Annotated in this window: 18 protein-coding genes and 4 pseudogenes; 14 read left to right on the forward strand and 8 right to left on the reverse strand. The window is 66.6% G+C overall.

The genetic code is table 11. The annotated features are described in order from the left end of the window. Positions 1-94 precede the first annotated feature (94 nt). Positions 95-1,231, reverse strand: coding sequence for a DUF4873 domain-containing protein (locus M5I08_RS07275; RefSeq protein WP_249763177.1), 1,137 nt, complete (start codon positions 1,229-1,231; stop codon positions 95-97). Then, positions 1,228-2,130, reverse strand: coding sequence for an AurF N-oxygenase family protein (locus tag M5I08_RS07280; RefSeq protein ID WP_219066301.1), 903 nt, complete (start codon positions 2,128-2,130; stop codon positions 1,228-1,230). Before M5I08_RS07280 ends, M5I08_RS07275 begins: the two co-directional genes overlap by 4 nt. A gap of 89 nt (positions 2,131-2,219) precedes the next feature. Between M5I08_RS07280 and cobF the strand changes: the two genes are divergently transcribed. The 4 genes and pseudogenes from cobF to M5I08_RS07300 all read left to right on the forward strand — a co-directional run bounded on the left by cobF (position 2,220) and on the right by M5I08_RS07300 (position 4,257). After that, positions 2,220-2,969, forward strand: coding sequence for a precorrin-6A synthase (deacetylating) (gene cobF / locus M5I08_RS07285; protein ID WP_219066300.1), 750 nt, complete (start codon positions 2,220-2,222; stop codon positions 2,967-2,969). A gap of 5 nt (positions 2,970-2,974) precedes the next feature. Further along, a complete protein-coding gene (locus M5I08_RS07290; RefSeq protein ID WP_219066299.1) occupies positions 2,975-3,376 on the forward strand; it encodes a phage holin family protein in 402 nt (133 codons plus the stop codon). A 17-nt stretch (positions 3,377-3,393) separates the two neighbouring features. After that, positions 3,394-3,588, forward strand: a pseudogene (locus tag M5I08_RS07295) (DNA-formamidopyrimidine glycosylase family protein); the annotation flags it as partial. Positions 3,589-3,789: 201 nt separating this feature from the next. Further along, entirely contained in the window at positions 3,790-4,257 is a 468-nt protein-coding gene (locus tag M5I08_RS07300) for a zinc finger domain-containing protein (RefSeq protein WP_249763316.1), read from the forward strand. A 95-nt stretch (positions 4,258-4,352) separates the two neighbouring features. Here the strand turns inward: M5I08_RS07300 and pgi are convergent, their stop codons facing one another. Both pgi and M5I08_RS07310 read right to left on the reverse strand, forming a co-directional pair. Then, positions 4,353-6,017 carry a glucose-6-phosphate isomerase gene (gene pgi / locus M5I08_RS07305; RefSeq protein WP_219066297.1) on the reverse strand — a complete coding sequence of 555 codons (1,665 nt, stop codon included), beginning with the start codon at positions 6,015-6,017 and terminating at the stop codon, positions 4,353-4,355. An 82-nt stretch (positions 6,018-6,099) separates the two neighbouring features. Next, entirely contained in the window at positions 6,100-6,363 is a 264-nt protein-coding gene (locus tag M5I08_RS07310) for a chorismate mutase (RefSeq protein WP_249763178.1), read from the reverse strand. A 318-nt stretch (positions 6,364-6,681) separates the two neighbouring features. Here M5I08_RS07310 and pcrA point away from each other — a divergent pair, with 318 nt between their 5' ends. Next, complete coding sequence (pcrA, locus tag M5I08_RS07315) at positions 6,682-9,054, forward strand: DNA helicase PcrA (protein ID WP_219066367.1); 2,373 nt, start codon at positions 6,682-6,684, stop codon at positions 9,052-9,054. A 94-nt stretch (positions 9,055-9,148) separates the two neighbouring features. Here pcrA and M5I08_RS07320 read toward each other — a convergent pair whose 3' ends face one another. Beyond that, complete coding sequence (locus M5I08_RS07320; protein WP_370328590.1) at positions 9,149-9,766, reverse strand: hypothetical protein; 618 nt, start codon at positions 9,764-9,766, stop codon at positions 9,149-9,151. A gap of 3 nt (positions 9,767-9,769) precedes the next feature. Beyond that, positions 9,770-10,831 (reverse strand): M23 family metallopeptidase, encoded by a 1,062-nt coding sequence (locus M5I08_RS07325; protein WP_249763179.1) that lies wholly within the window; start codon positions 10,829-10,831, stop codon positions 9,770-9,772. A 228-nt stretch (positions 10,832-11,059) separates the two neighbouring features. Between M5I08_RS07325 and sucC the strand changes: the two genes are divergently transcribed. The 3 genes and pseudogenes from sucC to M5I08_RS07340 all read left to right on the forward strand — a co-directional run. Further along, positions 11,060-12,241 carry an ADP-forming succinate--CoA ligase subunit beta gene (sucC, locus tag M5I08_RS07330; protein WP_219066294.1) on the forward strand — a complete coding sequence of 394 codons (1,182 nt, stop codon included), beginning with the start codon at positions 11,060-11,062 and terminating at the stop codon, positions 12,239-12,241. Positions 12,242-12,257: 16 nt separating this feature from the next. Further along, positions 12,258-13,172, forward strand: coding sequence for a succinate--CoA ligase subunit alpha (gene sucD, locus M5I08_RS07335; RefSeq protein WP_219066293.1), 915 nt, complete (start codon positions 12,258-12,260; stop codon positions 13,170-13,172). Positions 13,173-13,180: 8 nt separating this feature from the next. Continuing rightward, positions 13,181-13,474, forward strand: a pseudogene (locus M5I08_RS07340) (acetyl-CoA acetyltransferase); the annotation flags it as partial. Here M5I08_RS07340 and M5I08_RS07345 read toward each other — a convergent pair. Continuing rightward, positions 13,430-13,875 (reverse strand): annotated as a pseudogene (locus M5I08_RS07345) (LLM class flavin-dependent oxidoreductase); the annotation flags it as partial. The pseudogenes M5I08_RS07340 and M5I08_RS07345 overlap by 45 nt on opposite strands. 197 nt (positions 13,876-14,072) lie before the next feature. Between M5I08_RS07345 and M5I08_RS07350 the strand changes: the two are divergent. The 6 genes and pseudogenes from M5I08_RS07350 (at position 14,073) to M5I08_RS07375 (ending at position 21,974) form a co-directional block, all read left to right on the forward strand. Continuing rightward, positions 14,073-14,927 (forward strand): DUF5336 domain-containing protein, encoded by an 855-nt coding sequence (locus M5I08_RS07350; protein WP_219066292.1) that lies wholly within the window; start codon positions 14,073-14,075, stop codon positions 14,925-14,927. A 72-nt stretch (positions 14,928-14,999) separates the two neighbouring features. After that, a pseudogene (locus M5I08_RS07355) lies at positions 15,000-16,178 on the forward strand (cell division protein PerM); the annotation flags it as partial. A 103-nt stretch (positions 16,179-16,281) separates the two neighbouring features. Continuing rightward, a complete protein-coding gene (purN, locus tag M5I08_RS07360) occupies positions 16,282-16,911 on the forward strand; it encodes a phosphoribosylglycinamide formyltransferase (RefSeq protein WP_219066290.1) in 630 nt (209 codons plus the stop codon). Beyond that, positions 16,908-18,500, forward strand: a complete 1,593-nt coding sequence (purH, locus tag M5I08_RS07365; protein WP_219066289.1) for a bifunctional phosphoribosylaminoimidazolecarboxamide formyltransferase/IMP cyclohydrolase — start codon at positions 16,908-16,910, stop codon at positions 18,498-18,500. Before purN ends, purH begins: the two co-directional genes overlap by 4 nt. A 104-nt stretch (positions 18,501-18,604) precedes the next feature. Next, the gene (locus tag M5I08_RS07370) at positions 18,605-19,990 is read left to right on the forward strand and encodes a sigma 54-interacting transcriptional regulator (RefSeq protein WP_219066288.1); all 1,386 of its coding nucleotides are present in this window, start codon (positions 18,605-18,607) and stop codon (positions 19,988-19,990) included. Further along, complete coding sequence (locus M5I08_RS07375) at positions 19,983-21,974, forward strand: vWA domain-containing protein (RefSeq protein ID WP_219066287.1); 1,992 nt, start codon at positions 19,983-19,985, stop codon at positions 21,972-21,974. The genes M5I08_RS07370 and M5I08_RS07375 overlap by 8 nt, the downstream gene beginning before the upstream one ends. Positions 21,975-22,171: 197 nt before the next feature. On the opposite strand, the gene M5I08_RS07380 is transcribed toward M5I08_RS07375, so the two are convergent. Further along, positions 22,172-22,774 carry a DUF1707 SHOCT-like domain-containing protein gene (locus M5I08_RS07380; protein ID WP_219066286.1) on the reverse strand — a complete coding sequence of 201 codons (603 nt, stop codon included), beginning with the start codon at positions 22,772-22,774 and terminating at the stop codon, positions 22,172-22,174. Position 22,775: the final 1 nt, after the last annotated feature.

The following is a 22,775-nucleotide window of genomic DNA, read 5'->3' on the forward strand; positions in this document are numbered from 1 at the left end:
CCGTTCGTCGGTTACCCGCACGAATGCCGAGGTAATCGGGGTTACGGGCCTCCGATCAGACTACGCGCGCCCCCGGTGATCCGACAGTCGCGTTTTAGCGCCGCGGGGTGCTGAATTCGAGGTCCGCCATGGCGAACGGCGGTGCGCCCACTCCGGCGATCGAGTGCGTGCCCTGCGGCGTTTCTTCGGTGAGGCGCGCCGACGCGCTACGCTCGCCCACCACTAAAGTGACCGTGCGGGCCCGCGTCAGCTCTGCTGGAAGCAGATCGAAAACTGTTCCCTGCCAATGGTATTGGCCGTCGAGCGGGTCGACGTGGCCGATCAGTCGGACCCGCGCATGGGCGCACGTTTCTGCTGAGCTCAGCGTTGCCGGGCCGTCATAGGTGTCGTCCTGCACGCCTTCGCCCGGCGAGGAAACTTCGAATGCCGAAGCGAATCCCCTCGGACGTGGTCGGTGTAGGTAAACCCGCTCATTGAATACCTGCTGATCGCTGCGGCGCACCTCGATGCGAGTGTGCCCTTCCACAAGCCGCAGGCATTCGACGACATAGTGCAATGCTGCCTGCGGGTCCGGCCCGCCCACGGCGAAGTAGTTGGGGACGCCGTGCAGCGCGATCCCAAGGTAGGGCTCTGTGCCGTTGATCCAGGCTTGCTGAATGGTTTGGCCGCGGGCGCCGACCAGTGTCTGGGGTGGCAGACCAGCGCGGACTGCGAAGCCGGTCCCGTAGACGACGACGTCGGCGTCGTGGTGGACACCGTCGGCGGTGCGGACGCCCGCCGCGGTCACCTCGTTGACGGGAGATTCGACCACCTTGGCGTGACGGCGACGCAGGTAGCGCCCCATGCGGGGGGGTGGCGGGACGATCCGGCGCGGCGGCAGGGGAAATACCTTGACGGTGGCCGCCGAACCGGCGAATCGGCCGATCAACCGCCCGGCGCTGGAGTCGGCGCCGATCACCGCGATGCGGCGGCCGGCGGGGTCGAAGTCGGCGGGTGCGGCTGCCGCGTGGAAGGAGTCACCGCGAAAGTCTCTGCGGCCGAACAGGTCTGGGATCCACGGGACGAACGGCGGCTGGCCGGCGAGCACTATCCGGCTTCGGCAGGTCTGGCCGTCGGCGGTGGTCAGTGTCCAGGTGTCGGCGCCGTCGTCGAACACCGAGCTGATCACCTCGCCGTCCAGCGTCGGGAAGCCGGCGACCTCGCCCCCGACGGCGATGACGTGGTGGATCACAGGAACTTGGTGCGCGCCCAGCCGCGGCGCGCCAACGGTCCCATCAAGCCCACCTCGGTCAAAAACGCGGCCAGCGGGGCGAATCCCGCGACCTGGACTTGGTGGTGATGCGCGCTGTTGCGTGCGGCGGCGCGTGCCTGCCGGGCGTCGAGACCCGCCCGCCGATAGGAGATCGGGTTGGTGAACAGGTAACGGAAGAACCAGCCGCCTAAGCCGTTGATGTTGCCGACGAACCACCGCTCCGGCCGACGCATTTGCGGCGCCCGCCTGCGCAGGCCGTCGCGGGCGAACTGGATGTGACGGGCCTCTTCGGTGACGTGAATTCGCATCAGCCGCTGGATGATCGGCTGCAGCTCGGGGTCGTCCATCATTTGGCGCTGCAGCGAGTCGAAGATCTCCTCGCCGATCAGCGCGGCCATCCAGAGGACCGACCCGCGGAAAAACAACGGCAGCGTGTTGATGATGATCCGGTGGTAGCGGCGCGGGCGAACGGGCTTGGCGCCGACCCGCTCGATGGCCTTGCCGAACATCACCATGTGACGCGTTTCGTCGCCCAGTTCGGTCAGCGCGTAGTGCGAGGACCGGCTGGTGGGGTCCTTGTGCATGAGTTTGCGCAGCAGCGCCTGGCTGAGGATGTTTTCGAACCAGATACCGGCCGACAGGGTGTTCACCAGCTCCTGCCGGGACAACTCGATGCGCTGAGCGCGCGTCATCTCATCCCAGATCGGCGTGCCGTACAGCGACACGGTTCGCGGTGGGAGGTAAAACTTGTCCGGGTCCAGCGGCGCATCCCAGTCGATGTCGACGACCGGGAAATAAGACTTCTTCGCCGATCCTTTGAGCAGGCGTTCGGCGAACTCTTCACGACTCGGCCCGACCGGCTTCACCGCGTTAATCATTGGCGCCACTCCTCCTCACCGCTGAAGACTCGATACCGATGGTACTGGGTACCTATGGTTTCGACCAGTCCTCGTTAGGCTTTGCCTGCATGACCCGGCACATCCACGTCATCGGCATTGGGGCGGGCGACCCCGAGTACGTCACCGTCGCGGCGATCGAGGCGCTCAACCGGACCCAGGTGTTCTTCGCGATGGACAAGGGCCCGGCGAAAAGCGACTTGGTTGGGCTGCGGCGAGCGATCTGCGACCGGTACATCCGAGGGCCCGGCTACCGATTCGTCGAGCTGCCCGATCCGCGACGGGCTAAAGACGCTGAATACCGCGAGGCGGTGTCCGACTGGCACGCGGCGCGCGCGCGGATCTGGGCGACGGCGATTGCCGCCGAACTCGGTCCGGACGGCGTCGGGGCCTTCCTGGCCTGGGGAGATCCGTCGCTGTACGACAGCACGCTGCGCATCCTGGACGCCGTTACCGCCGAGATCGACATCAGCTACGACGTCATCCCGGGTATCACCGCCATCCAGGCGCTGACGGCACGGCACCGCATCCCACTCAACGATGTCGGCGAACCGGTGCTGATCACCACCGGTCGCCAGCTTCGAGACCGCGAGCTGTCCGGGTCGGCAGTGGTCATGCTCGACAGCGAGTGTTCGTTTCGCCCGTGCCCACCCGAAACCCGGATCTGGTGGGGCGCCTACCTCGGCACCGACGCCGAACTGCTAGTCGCGGGGACGGTCGGCGAGGTCGGCGAGCGGATCGCCGCGCTGCGGGCCGACGCCCGCGCGCGTCACGGTTGGATCATGGACATCTATTTGTTGCGGTTCCGCGGAGTAGTTTGACGCCCATGGGGCCATTTCTCATCCGCGCCGCGTTGACGGGATTCGCCCTCTGGGTGGTCACCCTCGTCGTTCATGGGCTCAGCTTCGTCGGCGGCGACACCGGGCTGCAGAGGGCCGGCATCATCTTCGTCGTCGCGGTGATCTTCGGTCTGGTCAACGCGTTCATCAAGCCGATCGTGCAGATCCTGTCGATCCCGCTGTACATCCTCACGTTGGGCCTGATCCACATCGTCATCAACGGGCTCATGCTGTGGATCACGGCATGGATCACCGCTCACACCACTCATTGGGGCCTGGCGATCGACCACTTCTGGTGGACCGCGATCTGGGCCGCGATCGTCTTGTCGATCGTCAGCTGGGTGCTGTCGTTGGTGGTCCGTGACGTGCAGCGCACGGGGCGACGCTGAGCGGGACAGGAGGATGCATGCCTGAACTGCCCGAAATCGAAGCGCTGGCCGATCATCTGCGTCGCCACGCCGTCGGTAAAACCGTCGGGCGCGTTGACGTCGTCGCGTTCTCGGTGCTCAAAACCTTCGACCCGGCCGTGGCCGCCCTGCACGGACTGACTGTTACCGGCGCCGACCGGTGGGGCAAATATCTCGGTTTACGGGCAGGCCAGCTGATCTTGATCGCGCATCTGTCGCGGGCCGGCTGGCTGCGGTGGTCGGACAAGCTGGCCACCGCGCCGCTGCGGCCGGGCAAAGGGCCGATTGCGCTGCGTGTTCACTTGGGCACGCCTGGGCAGGCGCCGGGCTTCGACCTGACCGAGGCGGGCACCCAGAAGCGGCTGGCGGTCTGGCTGGTCGACGAGCCGACGCAGGTGCCCGGCATCGCCGCGCTCGGGCCGGATGCACTGCAGCTCTCGGTCGACGAGTTGGCCGGGCTGCTGGCGGGCAACACCGGCCGGATCAAGTCCGTCGTCACCGACCAGAAGGTGATCGCCGGCATCGGCAACGCCTACAGCGACGAGATCCTGCACGTCGCCAAGATCTCGCCGTTCGCCACCGCGGGCAAACTCGCGGACGGACAGCTGGCCGCATTGCACGACGCGATGGTGTCGGTCCTGACCGACGCGGTGAGCCGCTGCGTCGGCCAGCAGGCCGCGACGCTGAAGGGGGAGAAGCGCTCGGGTTTGCGGGTGCACGCGCGCACCGGTTTGCCATGTCCGGTGTGCGCAGACACCGTGCGGGAAGTCTCGTTCGCCGACAAGTCGTTTCAGTACTGCCCGACGTGTCAGACCGGCGGCAAGGTGCTGGCCGACCGGCGCATGTCGCGTCTGCTCAAGTAGCTCTGGCGCTGGCTCTGGTGCGAGCAGACGCAGACTCGCATTCGCGCGGCCAATTTTGTGCGACTCTGCGTCTGCTCGCGGGGGGCGGGGGGAAATCAGCCCGCGCGCCCGCGTTCGAGCCGGTAGCGGCGCACCAGCGCATCGGTCGAGCTGTCTGATTGCTTGTCCGGTGATGCGTCGTCGGTGATGACCGGTAGCAGCGCCTTGGCCTGCGTCTTGCCCAGCTCGACGCCCCATTGGTCGAATGAGTCGATGCCCCACACCACGCCTTCGGTGAAGACCTGATGCTCGTAAAGGGCGATCAACTGGCCCAGTACCGATGGGGTGAGCCTGGTGGCCAAAATGGATGTGGTCGGTCGGTTGCCCGGCATCACCTTGTGCGGCACCACATCCGCAGCCGTGCCTTCGGCGGCGATCTCCTCGGCCGTCTTGCCGAATGCCAGCACTTGGGTCTGCGCGAAGAAGTTGCTCATCAGCAGGTCGTGCATGCTGCCCGTGCCGTCGGCGGTCGCCAGGTCGTCGGTCGGTTGGGAAAAACCAATGAAGTCGGCCGGCACCAGCCGTGTCCCCTGATGCAGCAACTGGTAGAAGGCGTGCTGGCCGTTGGTTCCTGGCTCGCCCCAATAGATTTCGCCAGTGTCGGTGACGGCGGGGCTGCCGTCTGCACGCGTTGACTTGCCGTTGGATTCCATCGTCAGCTGCTGCAGATACGCCGCGAAGCGCGCGAGGTCGTTGGAATAGGGCAGCACCGCACGCGATTGCGCGCCAAAGAAGTTCGAGTACCACAGTTCGATCAGCCCGAGCAGCGCCGGCGCGTTGGCCTGAAGCGGGGCGGTCCGAAAATGCTCGTCGACGAGGTGGAAACCGGACAGGAAGTCCGCGAAAGCGTCCCGGCCGATCGCGGCCATCACCGAGAGCCCGATCGCCGAGTCGACCGAATAGCGTCCGCCGACCCAGTCCCAGAATTCGAACATGTCGTCGGTGTCGATGCCGAACTCGTCGACCAGCTTCTTGTTGGTCGAGACGGCGACGAAATGCTTTGCCACCGCGTCGTCGCCGAGCGCGTCGGTCAGCCAGCGCCGAGCCGCAGTGGCGTTGGTGAGCGTCTCCAGCGTCGAGAACGTTTTGGAGGCGACGATGAAAAGCGTTGTCGCCGGGTCTAAATCGGCCAACGTCGCGACCAGGTCGGCGGGATCGACATTGGAGACAAACCGCGCCGAGACGCCGGCGTCGGCGTAATGGCGCAGCGCCTGGTAGACCATCACCGGTCCGAGGTCTGACCCTCCGATCCCGATGTTGACGACGGTGCTGATCCGTTTCCCGGTGGCGCCGGTCCACTGGCCGCTGCGCAGCCGGTCGGTGAAGTCGCCCGTCGCGTCGAGCACCGCGTGCACGTCCTCGACGACGTTTTGCCCATCGACGATCAGCTTCGCGTCGCGCGGCAGCCGCAGCGCGGTGTGCAGCACCGCCCGATTCTCCGAGGTGTTGATGTGCACGCCCGCGAACATCGCGTCGCGATGCTGCTCGAGCCGCGCGGCCCGGGCCAGGTCGGTGAGCAGTTCGAGGGTCTCGCGGGTGACGCGGTGTTTGCTGTAGTCGATGTAGAGGTCGCCGACGGTGGCCGTGAACTCGCTGCCGCGGTCGGGGTCGTCGGCGAAAAGCTCGCGCAGGTGGATGTCTTTGATCTGCTCGTGATGCTTGCGCAGGGCGGTCCAGGCCGGGGTCGCCGAGACGTCGGGGGTCTGTTCAACCACAGTCATGGCCTCGACCCTAGTCAGGTTGGCCAGGGCCGGGTTGACGGCCGTCGATCAGGCACGTGAACGAGCTGCTGACCGGGATGGATCAGTGGCCGAGTCGGCCGCGACCCATTCTCAGGAGCAGGATCGCCAGGTCCTTGCCGTCCGGGCCAAGCTCGCTGTAGCGCTCGATGACCTTCATCTCGCGACTGTGCACAAGCCGGGTGCCGCCAGAGGCCATTCGGGCTTTGCCGATTGCCTTGGACACCTCGGTGCGAAGCTTCACCGCGGCCAGGATCTCGGCGTCGAGGCGGTCGATCTGTTGGCGCAGGTCGTCGATGTCGATGAGTTGTTCAGTTTCTATAGTCATCGGGGACTCCGGAATCTCGTTTGGAATCTCGTTGTGTGCGGGTTTTGGAGATCGTGGTCTCATCCGGTATCGGGCCTCACACAAGAGACGAGCCCCGGATCCCAGAAGTGGACCACGGGGCTCTTCAAGCAGCTAAGCCACGGGCACCGCTGGCCGGTACCCGTAGAAAAATCGCCGCCGCAGGTTGAGCACCAATCGAGTGTGCCACCTGAAGGCCTGCCAGCGCAAAGGTGTCGCCGAACAGCGGTAAGTTTGGAAAGTCCTGGAAAGTCCTGGAAACTCCTGGAAAGTCCTGGAAAGTCCTGGCCGCCGACGACGATGCTTCAGCGATGCGATGAGGAGGAGCGGCGCAGATTGAGTGTGCACGTGGAGGCCGGAGCAGATCAGTTGTTCGACGGACTCAACCCCCAACAACGCCAGGCAGTACTGCACGAGGGTTCGCCGCTGCTGATCGTCGCCGGCGCGGGCTCGGGTAAGACGGCCGTGCTGACCCGGCGCATCGCGTACCTGTTGGCTGCGCGCGACGTCAGCCCTGGCCAGATTCTGGCCATCACCTTCACCAACAAGGCCGCCGCGGAGATGCGGGAGCGGGTGGCGGCGCTGATCGGAGCACGCGCTGCGCTTCCTATGTGGGTGTCGACATTTCACTCCGCATGCGTGCGGATTCTGCGCAACCAGGCTTCCCTGATTGCCGGGCTCAACTCCAACTTCTCCATTTACGACGCCGACGATTCGCGCCGGCTGCTGCAGATGATCGCCAAGGACATGGGCCTTGACGTCAAGCGGTACTCGCCGCGGCTGTTCGCCAATGCCATCTCCAACCTGAAGAACGAGCTGATCGACCCGCAGCAGGCGATGGCCAACCTGCCCGATCCCGACCAGGCCGACGACTTGGCGCGCACAGTGGCCGCCGTTTACTCCGAATACCAGCACCGGCTGCGGGCGGCCAACGCACTCGACTTCGACGACCTCATCGGCGAGACGGTCGCGGTACTGCAGTCCTTCCCACAGATTGCCCAGCACTACCGTCGGCGATTCCGGCACATCCTGGTCGATGAGTATCAGGACACCAACCATGCCCAGTATGTGCTGGTCCGCGAGCTGGTGGGGCATCCGGCGCGCGACACCGCCGACGACCCCGACGGCGTCCCGCAGGCAGAGCTGTGCGTTGTCGGAGACGCCGACCAGTCGATCTATGCGTTCCGCGGCGCCACGATTCGCAACATCGAAGACTTCGAGCGCGACTACCCCAACGCCACGACGATCCTGCTCGAACAGAATTACCGATCCACGCAGAACATCCTGTCGGCGGCAAACTCGGTGATCTCGCGCAATTCAGGACGCCGGGAAAAGCGGCTGTGGACCGACGCCGGCGACGGCGAGCTGGTCGTCGGTTATGTCGCCGACAACGAGCACGACGAGGCGCGATTCGTCGCTGAGGAGATCGAGGCGCTGGTCGCCGGTGGTGAGCTCACCTACAACGACGTGGCGATTTTCTACCGCACCAACAACTCGTCACGGCCGCTGGAAGAGGTGTTCATCCGCGCTGGTATTCCGTACAAAGTCGTTGGGGGCGTGCGGTTTTACGAGCGCAGGGAGATTCGCGACATCGTCGCCTACCTTCGGGTGCTGGACAATCCCGGTGACGCGGTCAGCATGCGGCGCATTCTCAACACGCCGCGGCGCGGTATCGGTGACCGGGCCGAGGCCTGCGTGGCGGTGTACGCCGAGAACACCGGTTCCAGTTTCGCCGACGCGCTCGAGGCCGCCGCCGAAGGGAAGGTGCCCATGCTTAACACCCGGTCCGCCAAGGCGATTGCCGGTTTCGTCGAGATGCTCGAAGATCTGCGTGGTCGCCTTGGCGGCGAGCTCGGGGACCTGATCGAGGCGGTGCTGGACCGCACCGGATACCGCGCAGAGCTGGAGTCCTCCTCCGACCCGCAAGACCTCGCCCGGCTGGACAACCTCAACGAACTCGTCAGCGCCGCACATGAATTCGCCACGGACCTTCAGAACGCTGAGGCGCTCGACGAGACTGTCGGCACGCCCGACGACGAAGACGTCCCGGACACCGGTGTGCTGGCGCAATTCCTGGAGCGGGTCTCGCTGGTCGCCGACGCCGACGAAATCCCCGAGCACAGCGCCGGTGTGGTCGCGCTGATGACACTGCACACTGCGAAGGGGCTGGAATTCCCGGTGGTGTTCGCGACCGGTTGGGAAGACGGCATGTTCCCGCACATGCGGGCATTGGGCGATCCCAAGGAGCTCTCCGAGGAGCGCCGGCTAGCCTACGTCGGGATCACCCGGGCCCGTCAGCGGCTCTATGTCAGCCGGGCCAAAGTCCGCTCGTCGTGGGGACAGCCGATGCTCAACCCGGAGTCGCGGTTTTTGCGGGAAATCCCCCAGGAACTCATCGATTGGCGGCGCCTCGACCCCGCCCCGTCGCTGCGCGCGCCGAGCAGCGGCCCCGGACGATTCGGCTCCCCGCGCCCATCGCCGGCTCGTGCGTCGGCAAGCAAACGTCCGCTGCTGGTGCTCGAACCCGGTGACCGGGTGACCCACGACAAGTACGGGTTGGGCCGTGTGGAAGAGGTTTCCGGTATTGGCGAATCGGCGATGTCGCTGATCGACTTCGGCAGCTCGGGGAGGGTCAAGCTGATGCATAACCACGCCCCCGTCAGCAAGCTTTAGACCGTATGGGGGGCTGGGGCATCCCCGGCCGCGAAGCGGCGAGAGGGCGAGCCGGGCAATCAAGCTTTGGCGCCGGGCACTAAAAAAGCCGCGCTCAGTCGTCCAGCATCCAGTCCTTGGTGCGCGGAATCAGCGCCAGCACCGCGCTGGAAATCGGTAGCAAGGGCAAAGCGTGAACGATCCAGGCGACACGGGCGCCGGCGATGAAGACGCCGCCGTAGGTCAGTAGGGCGACCACGGCGCCGGCCACGATCAGGTAGCGGCCGAGGGACCGCCGCAGCAATAGCTGGATCACACCGATGATCGTCGCGAACGCGAACACCAGCGTGAGAAACGCCACCGCGACGCAGAACAGGCGGTCGGTTTTCCACCAGCCGGCGATCAGATCGGTCGCCACCACCGAGGTCGCCCAGCCGCTGACGATGCTGACCGCGGAGGCGGCCACCGCCGTCGCGCTGCTGGATTGATCGAACAGCTTGCCCGCCGTGCCCGGCCGCTGGCTCGGGACACCGTAGCGGGACGGCGGCGGCTGGCGCGGGATGTGGGTGGTGTGGGCGTCATCCGCTATCTGCGGCATCGCCGCGGTCGGCGCTCGCCGGATAATCCGCGTGTGCGGCGCGCTCGCAGCACCGCTGTCGGCGCCCGGCATAGGCCCGCTCGGCGTCTGAGGCGACGAGTAATCGCCGGGTGTGGGGTAGTTCGGACCGGTCACCGGTCACCCGGCGAACGTGCCCACGGACAGCCCGCGCTTGGCCAGCCACGGCACCGGGTCGATTCGTTGGCCACCGCCCAGCAGAACCTCGAAATGCAGATGCGGGCCGGTCGAATTGCCACGGTTGCCCATGATAGCGATCTGGTCGCCCGCCAGCACGCGCTCGCCCACGCTGACCATCGTGGAGTTGATGTGACCGTAGAGCGTGACCGTGCCGTCCACGTGGCGCAGTTTGACCCACATTCCGTAGCCGGCGGTCGGACCGGCATCGATCACAACCCCGTCAGACACCGCGCGGATCGGGGTCCCTATCGAGTTCGCGATGTCGATGCCGGCGTGTAGCACACCCCAGCGGTACCCGAAACCGGAAGTGAATATGCCTGTGGTCGGCATGACGAACAGTGGCTGGGCCAATCTGGCCTCGCGCTGGGCGCGCTCCTGGGCGAACGCGACGCCTTTGGCCAGCTCCGCGTTGTGCACGGCGACGTTCGCGGCCGGCTGCACGGTGACCATCTGCATACCCCGCGCCGACATGCTGACGGCGCCGCCGTCCATGGTCGCCGCGGCGGCGGCGAGCACGGTCTGGGCCTTTGAGTGATCGGAAGTGTGAGTGCCGGTGTACGCCGCGGCGACCGCAGCGCCGGCGGCCATGGCGCCGATCAACACCCGGCCTCGCGCCGGGCCGGTCAGCTGCTTGCGATGCTGCCCGCGGCGGGCGACCGGATCTAAACCGTTTCGAGGGCTGCGCCGCTCATGCCGGTAGGCGTCGGCACGGCGTGCGGGGCTGGCCACGCTCGGCTCGCCGACGCTGGGTCCAGTCAGCGTCAGGACGGCGAGGTTGTCGGCGTCGTCCAAGTCATCGAGCTCGGGCGCCTGCAGGACCTGGGCTTCTTTGGGGAAGGCGCAATTGTCGCTGAAGTCCAGGTCATCGAGGTTGCCGAGATCTCCAAACTCATTGAACGGGATGATGTCCGTGACCTCGTTGCGGTTCGGCTCCCACTCGCGGTCGGGCGATTGCCGGGCGCGTCGTGGCGCAGGAGACCGTGCGGGCGTGAGCTGGGTCAACCTGATTGTCCCTCGGACCGTAACCAAAGCGTTATCTGGACCCTGAGACGGTAACCGCGAGCGCGCCGCATCGCAAGCCGAGCCGGAAATCTGCCGCGTGATTGTGATTTGACTCACTTCGGGCGGTGCGTTGAGACGGAACCTCCCGGCCGTGTCGATACAGTTCCCGCAAGCGGGCGTCGCAAAACCGGTTCGCTGACAAACAGGCCGACACATAGAAGTGAGCCCATGGATCTTTTCGAATATCAGGCTAAAGAACTGTTCGCCAAGCACAACGTCCCGACAACGCCCGGTCGGGTGGCCGACACCCCGGAAGGGGCCAAGGCCATCGCCGAGGAGATCGGTCGGCCTGTCATGGTGAAAGCTCAGGTCAAGACAGGTGGCCGCGGCAAGGCGGGCGGTGTGAAGTACGCTGCGACGGCCGAGGACGCGTACACCCAAGCGAAGAACATCCTCGGTCTGGACATCAAAGGCCACGTCGTCAAGAAGCTGCTGGTGGCCGAGGCCAGCGACATTGCCCAGGAGTACTACATCTCCTTCCTGCTGGACCGGGCCAATCGCACCTACCTGGCGATGTGCTCGGTGGAGGGCGGCGTGGAGATCGAAGAGGTCGCCGCCACCAAGCCCGAGCGCCTGGCCAAGGTGCCGGTGGATGCGGTCAAGGGAGTCGATCTGGCCTTCGCGCGTTCGATCGCCGCGCAGGGCCACCTGCCGGCCGAGGTACTCGACGCCGCAGCGGTCACCATCTCGAAGCTGTGGGAGCTGTTCGTCGCCGAGGACGCCACCCTGGTCGAGGTCAACCCCCTGGTGCGGACACCTTCACGCGGTGAAGACGACCCAGGCCAGATCCTGGCGCTGGACGCCAAGATCACTCTGGACGCCAACGCCGACTTCCGTCAGCCCGGCCACGCCGAGTTCGAGGACCGCGACGCCACCGATCCGCTGGAGCTCAAAGCCAAGGAGCACGGCCTGAACTATGTCAAACTCGACGGCCAGGTCGGCATCATCGGCAACGGCGCCGGGCTGGTGATGTCGACGCTGGACGTGGTGGCCTATGCCGGCGAGAAACACGGCGGAGTCAAGCCCGCCAACTTCCTGGACATCGGCGGCGGCGCCTCCGCGGAGGTGATGGCGGCCGGGTTGGACGTGATTTTGAACGACGCACAGGTCAAAAGTGTGTTCGTCAATGTCTTCGGCGGGATCACCTCGTGTGACGCGGTCGCCACCGGCATCGTCAAGGCGCTGCAGATCCTGGGCGACGACGCCAACAAGCCGCTAGTGGTGCGCCTCGACGGCAGCAACGTCGACGAAGGTCGGCGCATTCTGGCCGAAGCTAACCACCCGTTGGTGACGCTGGTACCCACGATGGACGAGGCCGCCGACAAGGCCGCCGAGCTGGCGAGTGCCTGAGAAGGGACTTCTGACAATGTCGATCCTCCTGAACAAGGACAACAAGGTCATCGTCCAAGGCATCACCGGCAGCGAGGCCACCGTGCACACCGCCCGAATGCTCAAAGCGGGCACCCAGATCGTCGGCGGGGTGAACGCGCGCAAGGCCGGCGCCACCGTCACCCACGAGGACAAAGGCGGCCGAATCATCAAGCTGCCGGTGTTCGCCCACGTCTCCGAAGCGATGGAAAAGACCGGCGCCGACGTGTCGATCGTCTTCGTCCCGCCGAAGTTCGCCAAGGACGCCATTATGGAGGCCATCGACGCCGAGATTCCGCTGCTGGTGGTCATTACCGAGGGAATCCCCGTACAGGACAGTGCATATGTCTGGGCCTACAACCTTTCTAAGGGCGGCAACACGACCCCTAGAACCCGCATCATCGGCCCGAACTGTCCCGGCATCATCACACCGGGCGAGGCGCTGGCGGGCATTACCCCGGCCAACATCACCGGGTCGGGGCCCGTCGGGCTGGTGTCCAAGTCCGGCACGCTCACCTACCAAATGATGTACGAGCTACGCGATTTCGGGTTCTCCACGTCGATCGGTATTGGCGGCGACCCGGTGATCGGCACCACCCACATCGACGCCATCGAGGCGTTCGAGAAGGACCCGGAGACCAAGGTCATCGTGATGATCGGCGAGATCGGTGGTGACGCCGAGGAGCGTGCGGCCGACTACATCAAGGCCAACGTGTCCAAGCCGGTCGTCGGCTATGTCGCGGGATTCACCGCGCCGGAGGGCAAGACGATGGGCCACGCCGGCGCCATCGTGTCCGGATCATCGGGGACCGCGGCCGCTAAGAAAGCGGCCCTGGAAGCGGCCGGAGTCAAGGTCGGTAAGACTCCCTCGGAAACCGCTGCGCTCGCCCGGCAGATCCTGCAGAGCCTGTAAGCGCGAAAATGGTCGTCGACGCGCACACCCCGGCGGTGGTCGGCGCCGGCCAGGCCGCCGAGCGCATCGACGACGCGCACTACCGGGGCATGTCGGCTGTCGAGCTGGCGGCAGCCGCAGCCCGTGCAGCACTCGAGGATTGTGTCGCCGACCCCGCGAAAGTTGCCGCGTCGACCGACGCCATCGCCGGCGTAAGGCAATTCGAGATCTCCGGGCCGGCCGAGGCGGTGCTGGGCAAGTCGAACAACTACCCGCGGTCGGTGGCCAACCGGCTCGGCGCGGACCCCTCTCGCGGCGAGCTCGTCGGTATTCCAGCCGAACCCGACGCCCAGGCTGACTCGCCCACCAGAGAGGTGATCGCGGGTCGCGACAGATTTCGCCAGCGTGATCGGATCATGCTCAACCGGCAACGCCACCGCGGTGGACAGCCGGACCCGCGAGGTGACCGCACACGCCGCACCGAGGCTGACCCAGGGGTCCAGCGTGCGCAGGTAGCGGTCGTCGGGCAGCGACTCGTCACCGGTCGTCGGATGGGCGGCCTGGCGCTTGACCGGGATGTGGGTGTGCTCGGGTACGTAGAAGCTCGGGTGCGTAGAAGCTCGGGTACGTAGAAGGTTGTGAAGCCGTGATCGTCGGCCAGCCTGGCCGCTGCAGCCGGTGTGATACCGCGATCGCTGGTGAACAGCACAAGCCCGTAGCCCATGCCGAGAATTAGAACGTGTTCCAGCGGGCAAGAGCGGCGCGTCGTGCAAGGCGCGCGACCCGGTCGACGGCACGTTGACTCCCGCGCCTACTGGCCAAGGTGCGCTAGCGTTGATGATCGGCACGCGGTCCGCCTGGGGAGTACCAGCGCCGCACGACAGCGGCGCCGCAACAGCACTGGAAGGCACAGGAGAAGCCATGACCTATCCACCCACCAGTCCCGGATATCCGCCCGCGCAGTCGCAGGGCGGCTACGGGGCCTCCGCTGCATCCTCGTTCACGAAATCCGATGACGGCAAGAGCAACCTGAAGCTCTACCTGACCATCGGTGTGGCGGCTCTCGGGTTGGCCAGCTACCTGCTGAGTTACGGCCCAATGATCACCCGGATCCTGCCCAACGGCGACGAGGTCGTCGAAAGCGGCAGCACTTTGCCGATTGACCTGGCATTGCTGGCGGCGCTGCTGGCAGGGGTGAGTCTGTTGCCCAAGGCCAAGTACTACGCCGGGGTGGTGGCGGCGGTCGCCGCACTGGGCGGGCTACTGCTGATCGAGGACACGATCGGCGCCTCTGGCCGGGGCTGGGCGCTGTGGTTCGCCCTGGGCTCCGGGGTGATCCAGGCCATCCTTGCCGTCAGCGCCTTATTGCTGGACGCGGGTGTGATCACCCCACCCGCGCCGCGGCAGAAGTACGACCAATATGGACACTACGGTCAGTATGGCGGCTACTACGGTCAGCAGAATCCCTACCAGCAGTCCGGATACGGCTCGCAATACGGCGGCTACCCCTCGGGGCCTTCGACCGGCGGCTTCAGCTCGCCCGGCCCGCAGTCTGGACCTATCCAGTCTTCGCAGTCCGGACACCAGCAAGGCTCGCAGCAGGGATCGCCTACTCCGCCAACGGGTTTTCCGAGCTTCAGCCCGCCGCCGCCGTCCGGCTCCGGCAGCCAGGATCAGGGAAACTCCGCAAACCACGCCAGCTCCGGCCAGAGCCAGCCGTCATATGGCCAGGGTCAGGAGCCACAGGTGCCGTCCTCGCCGCCGTCACAGTCCTAATCGTGCGCACTCGGGCGCGGCGGGTCGCCACTTAGACGGGTCGCGCGGTAACGTGCTCGAAGCGTGACGCGGGTGCAGGACAGTCCAGCAGCGGGCGCCCGGCAGGCCCGCGCCCTCTTGCGGGTCGCGTTCGGCCCTGCCCTCGTGGCGTTGGTCGTCATCGCGGCCGTGACACTGCTGCAGTTGTTGATGGCCAATAGCGACATGACCGGCGCGCTAGGTGCGATCGCCAGTATGTGGCTGGGCATGCACCAGGTGCCGATCTCGATCGGCGGTCGCGAACTTAGCGTGATGCCGCTGCTGCCGGTGCTGCTGATAGTGTGGGGCACTGCACGTACTACCGCGCAGGCCACCCCCGCCACGGCTTCCTGGTTTGTCACCCGCTGGATTGTGGCGTCGGCGCTGGGCGGACCGCTGCTCATCGCCGCGATCACACTGGCGGTCGTCCACGACGCCGCATCGGTGATCACCGAACTGCAGACGCCGAGTGCGTTGCGGGCTTTCGCGAGCGTTCTTGCAGTCCATGCCATCGGTGCGTCGATCGGCGTGGGCTCCCGGGTCGGCCGCCGGGCCCTGGGGGTGTCGCCACTGCCGGACTGGCTGGCCGACTCCTTACGGGCCGCGACGGCCGGCGTGCTGGCGTTGCTGGGACTGTCCGGCGTGGTGACCGCCGGCTCGCTGATCGTGCATTGGGCGACGATGCAGGAGCTCTATGCGATCACCAATTCGATATTCGGCCAGTTGAGCCTGACCGTACTGTCGGTGCTGTATGTGCCCAACGTCATCGTCGGCGCCGCCGCGATGGCCGTGGGATCCAGCGCCCATCTGGGCTTTGCGACGTTCAGTTCGTTCACCGTGTTCGGCGGCGATATTCCCGCGCTGCCGGTGCTGGCCGCGGCGCCCAACCCGCCGCTGGGGCCGGCCTGGGTTGCGCTGCTGATCATCGGCGCGTCGTCCGGGGTGGCTCTCGGACAGCAGTGTGCGCGCCGGCCGCTGCCGATGATCGAGGCGATGGCCAAGTTGTTGACCGCGGCCCTGGCCGCGGCGCTGACGACGGCGCTGCTCGGTTACGCCGGCGGGGGGCAGTTGGGCAACTTTGGCGACGTCGGGATAGACCAGGGCACCTTCGGGTTTGCGGTGTTTCTCTGGTTCGCCGTCGTCGGCGCCGTCACCGTCGCGATGGCCGGCGGCATCCGATACCGGCCGAGGAAGCCGAAACCGGCCGAGCCGACCGTCGAAATCGCCGACGAGGATCCGCCCGCGTCGTCGCCGGCCGAGGACGGTGATTGATCGTCCGCTTCCTCCTCGGGCCGCCGACGGCCCGCATCGTCGGCGGACGGATTAGGCTCGCCCTGTGCAGCAACCGTTCCGCGTGCCTCCCAGCGCGCCGGCACGATTGGTGGTCCTGGCGTCAGGTACCGGTTCCTTGCTGGCCTCTTTATTGGAGGCCGCCGTCGGTGATTATCCGGCACGGGTGGTCGCGGTCGGTGCGGACCGCAACTGTCGGGCCGTCGAAATCGCCACCGCGGCATCGTTGCCGACCTTCACAGTGCGGCTGGCCGATCACGTTGACCGCGACGGGTGGGACGCCGCGTTGACCGAAGCCGTCGCCGCGCATTCGCCCGACCTCGTCGTCTCAGTGGGATTCATGAAAATCCTTGGGGCGCAGTTCTTTGCCCGGTTTGGCGGCCGTATTCTCAACACCCACCCGACGCTGCTGCCGGCGTTTCCCGGCGCGCACGGGGTGGCCGAAGCGTTGGCCTACGGCGTCAAGGTCACCGGCTGCACGGTGCACCTGGTGGATGCCGGCACCGACACCGGCCCGATACTGGCCCAGCAACCTATTGCCGTGCTTGACGATGACGACGAAGAAACCCTGCACGAGCGCATCAAGGTCACCGAACGGCGGCTGTTGGTGGACGTGGTGGCCGCGGTGGCGACCGGCGGCGTGACCTGGAACGGACGAAAGGCGACTATCGGATGAGCAGCGACGACCGGCGCGATTCAGGCAGAAGGCCGATCCACCGTGCACTGATCAGTGTGTACGACAAGACCGGGCTGGTCGAACTCGCCAGCGGCCTGCACGCGGCCGGCGTCGACATCGTCTCGACCGGCTCGACCGCAAAAACCATTGCCGATCATGGAATTCCGGTAACTCCGGTCGAAGAGGTGACCGGTTTTCCCGAGGTGCTCGACGGCCGAGTCAAGACCTTACATCCGCATGTGCACGCCGGGCTGCTGGCCGACCTGCGCAAACCCGAGCATGCCGCGGCACTGGAGCAGCTCGGGATCGCGGCGTTCGAGCTTGTGGTGGTCAACTTGTATCCGTTCAGCGAGACAGTCGACTCCGGTGCGAGTGTCGACGAATGCATCGAGCAGATTGACATCGGGGGGCCGTCGATGGTGCGGGCGGCGGCCAAGAATCATCCCAGCGTCGCGGTGGTGGTAGACCCGCTGGGGTACGACGGTTTGCTGGCCGCGGTGCGAAGCGGCGGGTTCACACTCGCTGAGCGAAAGAGGCTGGCCGCGTTGGCTTTTCGGCACACAGCCGAGTATGACGTCGCGGTCGCCGGCTGGATGGGTTCGACACTGGCGCCCGAGCAGCCGGCAACCGCGTTCCCGGAGTGGTTCGCCGGGACATGGCGCCGCGCGGCGATGCTGCGTTACGGCGAGAACCCGCATCAGCAGGCCGCGCTGTACGCCGACGCTGGCGCGTGGCCCGGCCTGGCGCAGGCCGAGCAGCTGCACGGGAAAGAGATGTCCTACAACAACTTCACCGACGCTGACGCCGCCTGGCGGGCAGCGTTCGACCACGAGCAGACCTGTGTGGCGATCATCAAACATGCCAACCCGTGTGGGATCGCGATCTCGTCAGTCTCGGTCGCCGACGCGCACCGCAAGGCGCATGAATGCGATCCGCTGAGCGCATTCGGCGGAGTGATCGCGGCCAACACCGAGGTCAGCGTCGAGATGGCCGAGTATGTGAGCACGATTTTCACCGAGGTGATCGTGGCGCCCGCCTACGCGCCCGGCGCCGTCGACATCCTGGCCGGCAAGAAGAACATCCGGGTGCTGGTGGCCGCTGACGATCAGGCGCCGCTCGGCGACGCCATCGACCGCCGAGCGATCAGCGGTGGCCTGCTGATGCAGGAACGCGACCGTATCGACGCGCGGGGGGACAATCCAGCGAACTGGACGCTGGCCGCGGGTGCGGCGGCGCCACCGGCCACGCTGGCGGATCTGGCCTTCGCGTGGCGGACCTGTCGGGCCGTCAAATCCAACGCGATCGTCATCGCCACCGGCGGTGCCACCGTCGGAATCGGTATGGGCCAAGTCAATCGCGTCGACGCGGCGCGGCTGGCCGTCGAACGTGGGGGCGACCGGGTCCGCGGTGCCGTCGCGGCCTCTGATGCGTTCTTCCCGTTCCCCGACGGCCTGGAGACGTTGGCGGCCGGAGGTGTCAGGGCGATCGTGCATCCGGGCGGCTCGGTGCGCGACGACGAGGTGACCGCAGCGGCCGCCAACGCCGGCGTCACGTTGTACCTCACGGGCGCGCGGCACTTCGCGCACTAGCGCGCGTCGAGCGTGTGATTGTGTTACGCGAAATCGCGAAAAGCGTGCGTCAACCCCACACTCAGCAGCGGCGCGACCCACGTTGAACTGCGGGGTAGCGTGGAGTGGTGACCGCACCGACCCATCTGCCCCGCACCGTCGGTGAACTGCGTGCCGCCGGACACCATGAACGCGCCGTCAAGCAGGAAATCCGGGAGAACCTGCTCACCGCGCTGGCCGAGGGTGACGAGGTCTGGCCGGGAATTCTGGGCTTCGACGACACCGTGCTGCCGCAGCTGGAGCGGGCGCTGATCGCGGGCCACGACTTCGTCCTGCTGGGCGAGCGCGGTCAGGGCAAGACCCGGTTGCTGCGAGCGCTGGTTGGCCTGCTCGACGAGTGGACCCCGGTGATCGGCGGCGCCGAGCTCGGCGAGCATCCCTACTCGCCGATCACCCCGGAGTCGGTCCGGCGGGCCGCCACCCTCGGTGGCGATCTGCCGGTGGAGTGGAAGCACCGCAGCGAGCGCTACACCGAGAAGCTGGCCACCCCCGACACCAGCGTGGCCGACCTGGTCGGCGACATCGACCCGATCAAGGTTGCCGAGGGCCGCAGCCTGGGCGACCCCGAGACCATCGCCTACGGTCTGATCCCGCGGGCGCACCGCGGCATCGTCGCGGTCAACGAGTTGCCCGACCTCGCCGAGCGCATCCAGGTGTCGATGCTCAACGTGATGGAGGAGCGCGACATTCAGGTCCGCGGCTACACCCTGCGCCTGCCGCTTGACGTGCTGGTGGTCGCCAGCGCCAACCCCGAGGACTACACCAACCGCGGTCGCATCATCACCCCGCTCAAGGACCGGTTCGGCGCCGAGATCCGCACGCATTACCCGCTTGAGCTGGATGCCGAGGTGGGAGTCATTCTGCAAGAGGCGCATCTGAGCGCCCAGGTGCCCGAGCATCTGATCCAGGTGATCGCCCGGTTCGCCCGCTACCTTCGGGACTCCAACTCGGTCGACCAGCGCTCCGGGGTTTCGGCGCGGTTTGCGATCGCGGCCGCTGAGACGGTTGCCGCGGCTGCGCGGCATCGCGGAGCAGTACTCGGTGAGACCGATCCGGTGGCCCGGGTCGTCGACCTGGGGACCGTGATCGACGTGCTGCGCGGCAAGTTGGAATTCGAGTCCGGGGAGGAAGGACGCGAGCAGGCCGTGCTGGAGCACTTGTTGCGCCGCGCCACCGCCGACACCGCGTCTCGGGCACTCGGCGGTCTCGACGTCGGTTCGCTGGTCACCGCAGTCGAAGGCGGTTGCGCGGTGACGACGGGCGAGCGGGTTTCGGCGAAGGATGTGCTGGCGGCGCTGCAAGATCTTCCGATCATCGAGGCGATCGCCCAGCGGCTCGGCGCGCGATCCGAGGGTGAGCGCGCCGCGGCGCTGGAATTGGCGTTGGAGGCGCTGTATTTGGCCAAGCGTATCGACAAGGTGTCCGGAGAAGGCGAAACCGTCTATGGCTGAACCGGTTAGCGGCCACTCGCTACGGTACTCGGCGTATACCGGCGGTCCCGACCCGCTGGCCCCGCCGGTGGATCTGCGCGAGGCCCTCGAGCAGATCGGGCAGGACGTCATGGCGGGCACCTCGCCGCGCCGGGCGCTCTCCGAGCTGCTGCGTCGCGGCACCAAGAATATGTTCGGGGCCGACCGGCTGGCTGCCGAGGCCAACCGCCGACGACGAGAGCTGTTGCGTCGCAACAACTTAGGCGGGACTTTGCAAGAGATCAAGAGGCTTCTCGACGAGGCGGTGCTGGCTGAACGCAAGGAACTGGCCCGCGCGCTGGACGACGACGCCCGGTTCGGTGAGCTGCAATTGGATGCGCTCTCGCCGTCACCGGCTAAGGCCGTTCAGGAGCTCTCCGACTACAACTGGCGCAGCAGCGAGGCGCGGGAGAAATACGAGCAGATCAAGGATCTGCTCGGTCGGGAGATGCTCGATCAGCGCTTCGCCGGCATGAAGCAGGCGCTCGAAGGCGCCAGCGACGAGGACCGCCAGCGCGTCGGCGAGATGCTTGACGATCTGAACGACTTGTTGGACAAGCACGCCCGTGGCGAGGACACCCAGCAAGATTTCGAACACTTCATGGACTCCCACGGTGAGTTCTTCCCGGAGAATCCGCGCAACGTCGACGAGCTGCTTGATTCGCTGGCCAAGCGCGCCGCCGCCGCGCAGCGGTTCCGTAACAGCTTGAGTGCCGACCAGCGTGCGGAGCTGGATGCATTGGCGCAGCAGGCATTCGGATCGCCGGCGCTGATGCAGGCGCTGAATCGACTTGATGCCCACCTGCAGGCGGCCCGGCCCGGCGAGGACTGGGAGGGGTCGGCGCAGTTCTCCGGCGACAACCCGCTGGGCATGGGCGAGGGCGCCCAGGCACTCGCCGACATCGGTGAGCTGGAGCAACTTGCCGAGCAGCTCTCGCAGAGTTATCCCGGCGCGACCATGGACGACGTCGACCTCGACGCGCTCGCGCGCCAACTCGGTGATCAGGCCGCCGTGGACGCACAGACGCTTGCCGAGCTCGAGCGTGCGCTGGTTAATCAAGGCTTCCTGGACCGCAGCTCGGATGGCCAGTGGCGGTTGTCGCCGAAGGCGATGCGCAGGCTCGGCGAGACGGCGTTACGCGATGTGGCACAACAACTTTCCAGCCGCCGCGGTGAGCGTGACCACCGGCGTGCGGGGGCAGCCGGCGAACTGACCGGCGCCACCCGGCCCTGGCAGTTCGGTGACACCGAGCCGTGGAACGTCACCCGGACGCTGACCAACGCGGTGCTCCGGCAGGCGGGAACCTCGACTCTCGACGGCCCGAACCCGGCCATCAAGATCACCCTCGACGACGTCGAGGTCTCTGAGACCGAAACTCGAACCCAGGCTGCGGTGGCGCTGCTGGTCGATACCTCCTTCTCGATGGTGATGGAGAACCGCTGGCTGCCGATGAAGCGAACCGCACTGGCACTCGACCACTTGGTGCGCACGCGATTTCGTTCGGATGCGTTGCAGATTATCGCGTTTGGCCGCTACGCCCGCAGGATCAGCACCGCAGAGCTGATGGGCCTGGAAGGGGTGTACGAGCAGGGCACCAACCTGCATCACGCGCTGGCGTTGGCGGGGCGGCATCTGCGGCGACACCCCAACGCGCAGCCCGTTTTGTTGGTGGTCACCGACGGTGAGCCGACCGCGCACCTGGAAGACTTCGACGGCGACGGGTGTGCGGTGTTCTTTGACTACCCGCCGCATCCGCGGACCATCGCTCACACCGTGCGCGGCTTCGACGATATGGCGCGGCTGGGCGCGCAGGTGACCATCTTCCGGTTGGGCAGCGACCCGGGGCTGGCCCGGTTCATCGATCAGGTTGCACGTCGGGTGGAGGGCCGGGTCGTGGTTCCCGACCTCGATGGGCTGGGTGCAGCCGTGGTCGGCGACTATCTGCGGTCCCGCCGTCGAAAGTAATTCGGTCGTTGTTGGCCTCGCCGTGACACGACTGCTGCTTGGCCAGCAGCTCATCTGCGTGATCGGCCGCATCGTTGGCGGCCGCAGACAGTGCCGTCGGATTCACCCGCAGCTTGCCTGCCATCGGCCAAGTATCGCATAACCGCAGCCGCCAACCACTCACTAATAGCGGGTGTGACCAGGCCTTTCGGCGGAGCCTAGCGCTGGGGTTGGCGGGTTTTGCGCTTGATGCCGACACCGCCCCACAGGGAGAAACCGCGGATCCGCACGGTCGGCGCACCGGGTGTGCCTTCGCCGGCAACACCGTGCTCGAAACCGCCCATCACGCCATGGCCGTTGATCTCGACGCTGACTTCGGGTGGCAGCAGGATGGTTTGTCCGCCCATGATCGAATACGCGTGGATCTCGACCTCGGGGGAGGTGAAGTCGGCGTAGCGCAGGTCTATCACGCCGCCACCGCACAACGCGAACGTCGTCAGCTTCCTCGGCACGTTCCACCGGCCGCGCCGCTCGAACGCGCTCATGATGGCCAGCAGCAGCATCGACGGTGCGGGTTCGCAGGCGCCGCCGCGGCGCGGACTCACCGACGAGCCGAGCAAATCGGACCGCAAGCGGTCCAGCTCGTCATAGGTCTGCGCGGAATAGGCCCTGGTGAGCCGGTCCTCGTAGTCGCTCATCTGCAGGCGGCCAGCGGCGGCGGCATCAGTGAGCAACTGCGCGACCTGTATGCGATCGGTGTCTGCGGCACGCATCACCGCGTTCCGCTGGTCTCGCGCGCCTCGCTGCGCTGCGTCGCTCATC

Origin of the sequence: Candidatus Mycobacterium methanotrophicum (assembly GCF_023515995.1) — a bacterium.
Lineage (GTDB): Bacteria > Actinomycetota > Actinomycetes > Mycobacteriales > Mycobacteriaceae > Mycobacterium > Mycobacterium methanotrophicum.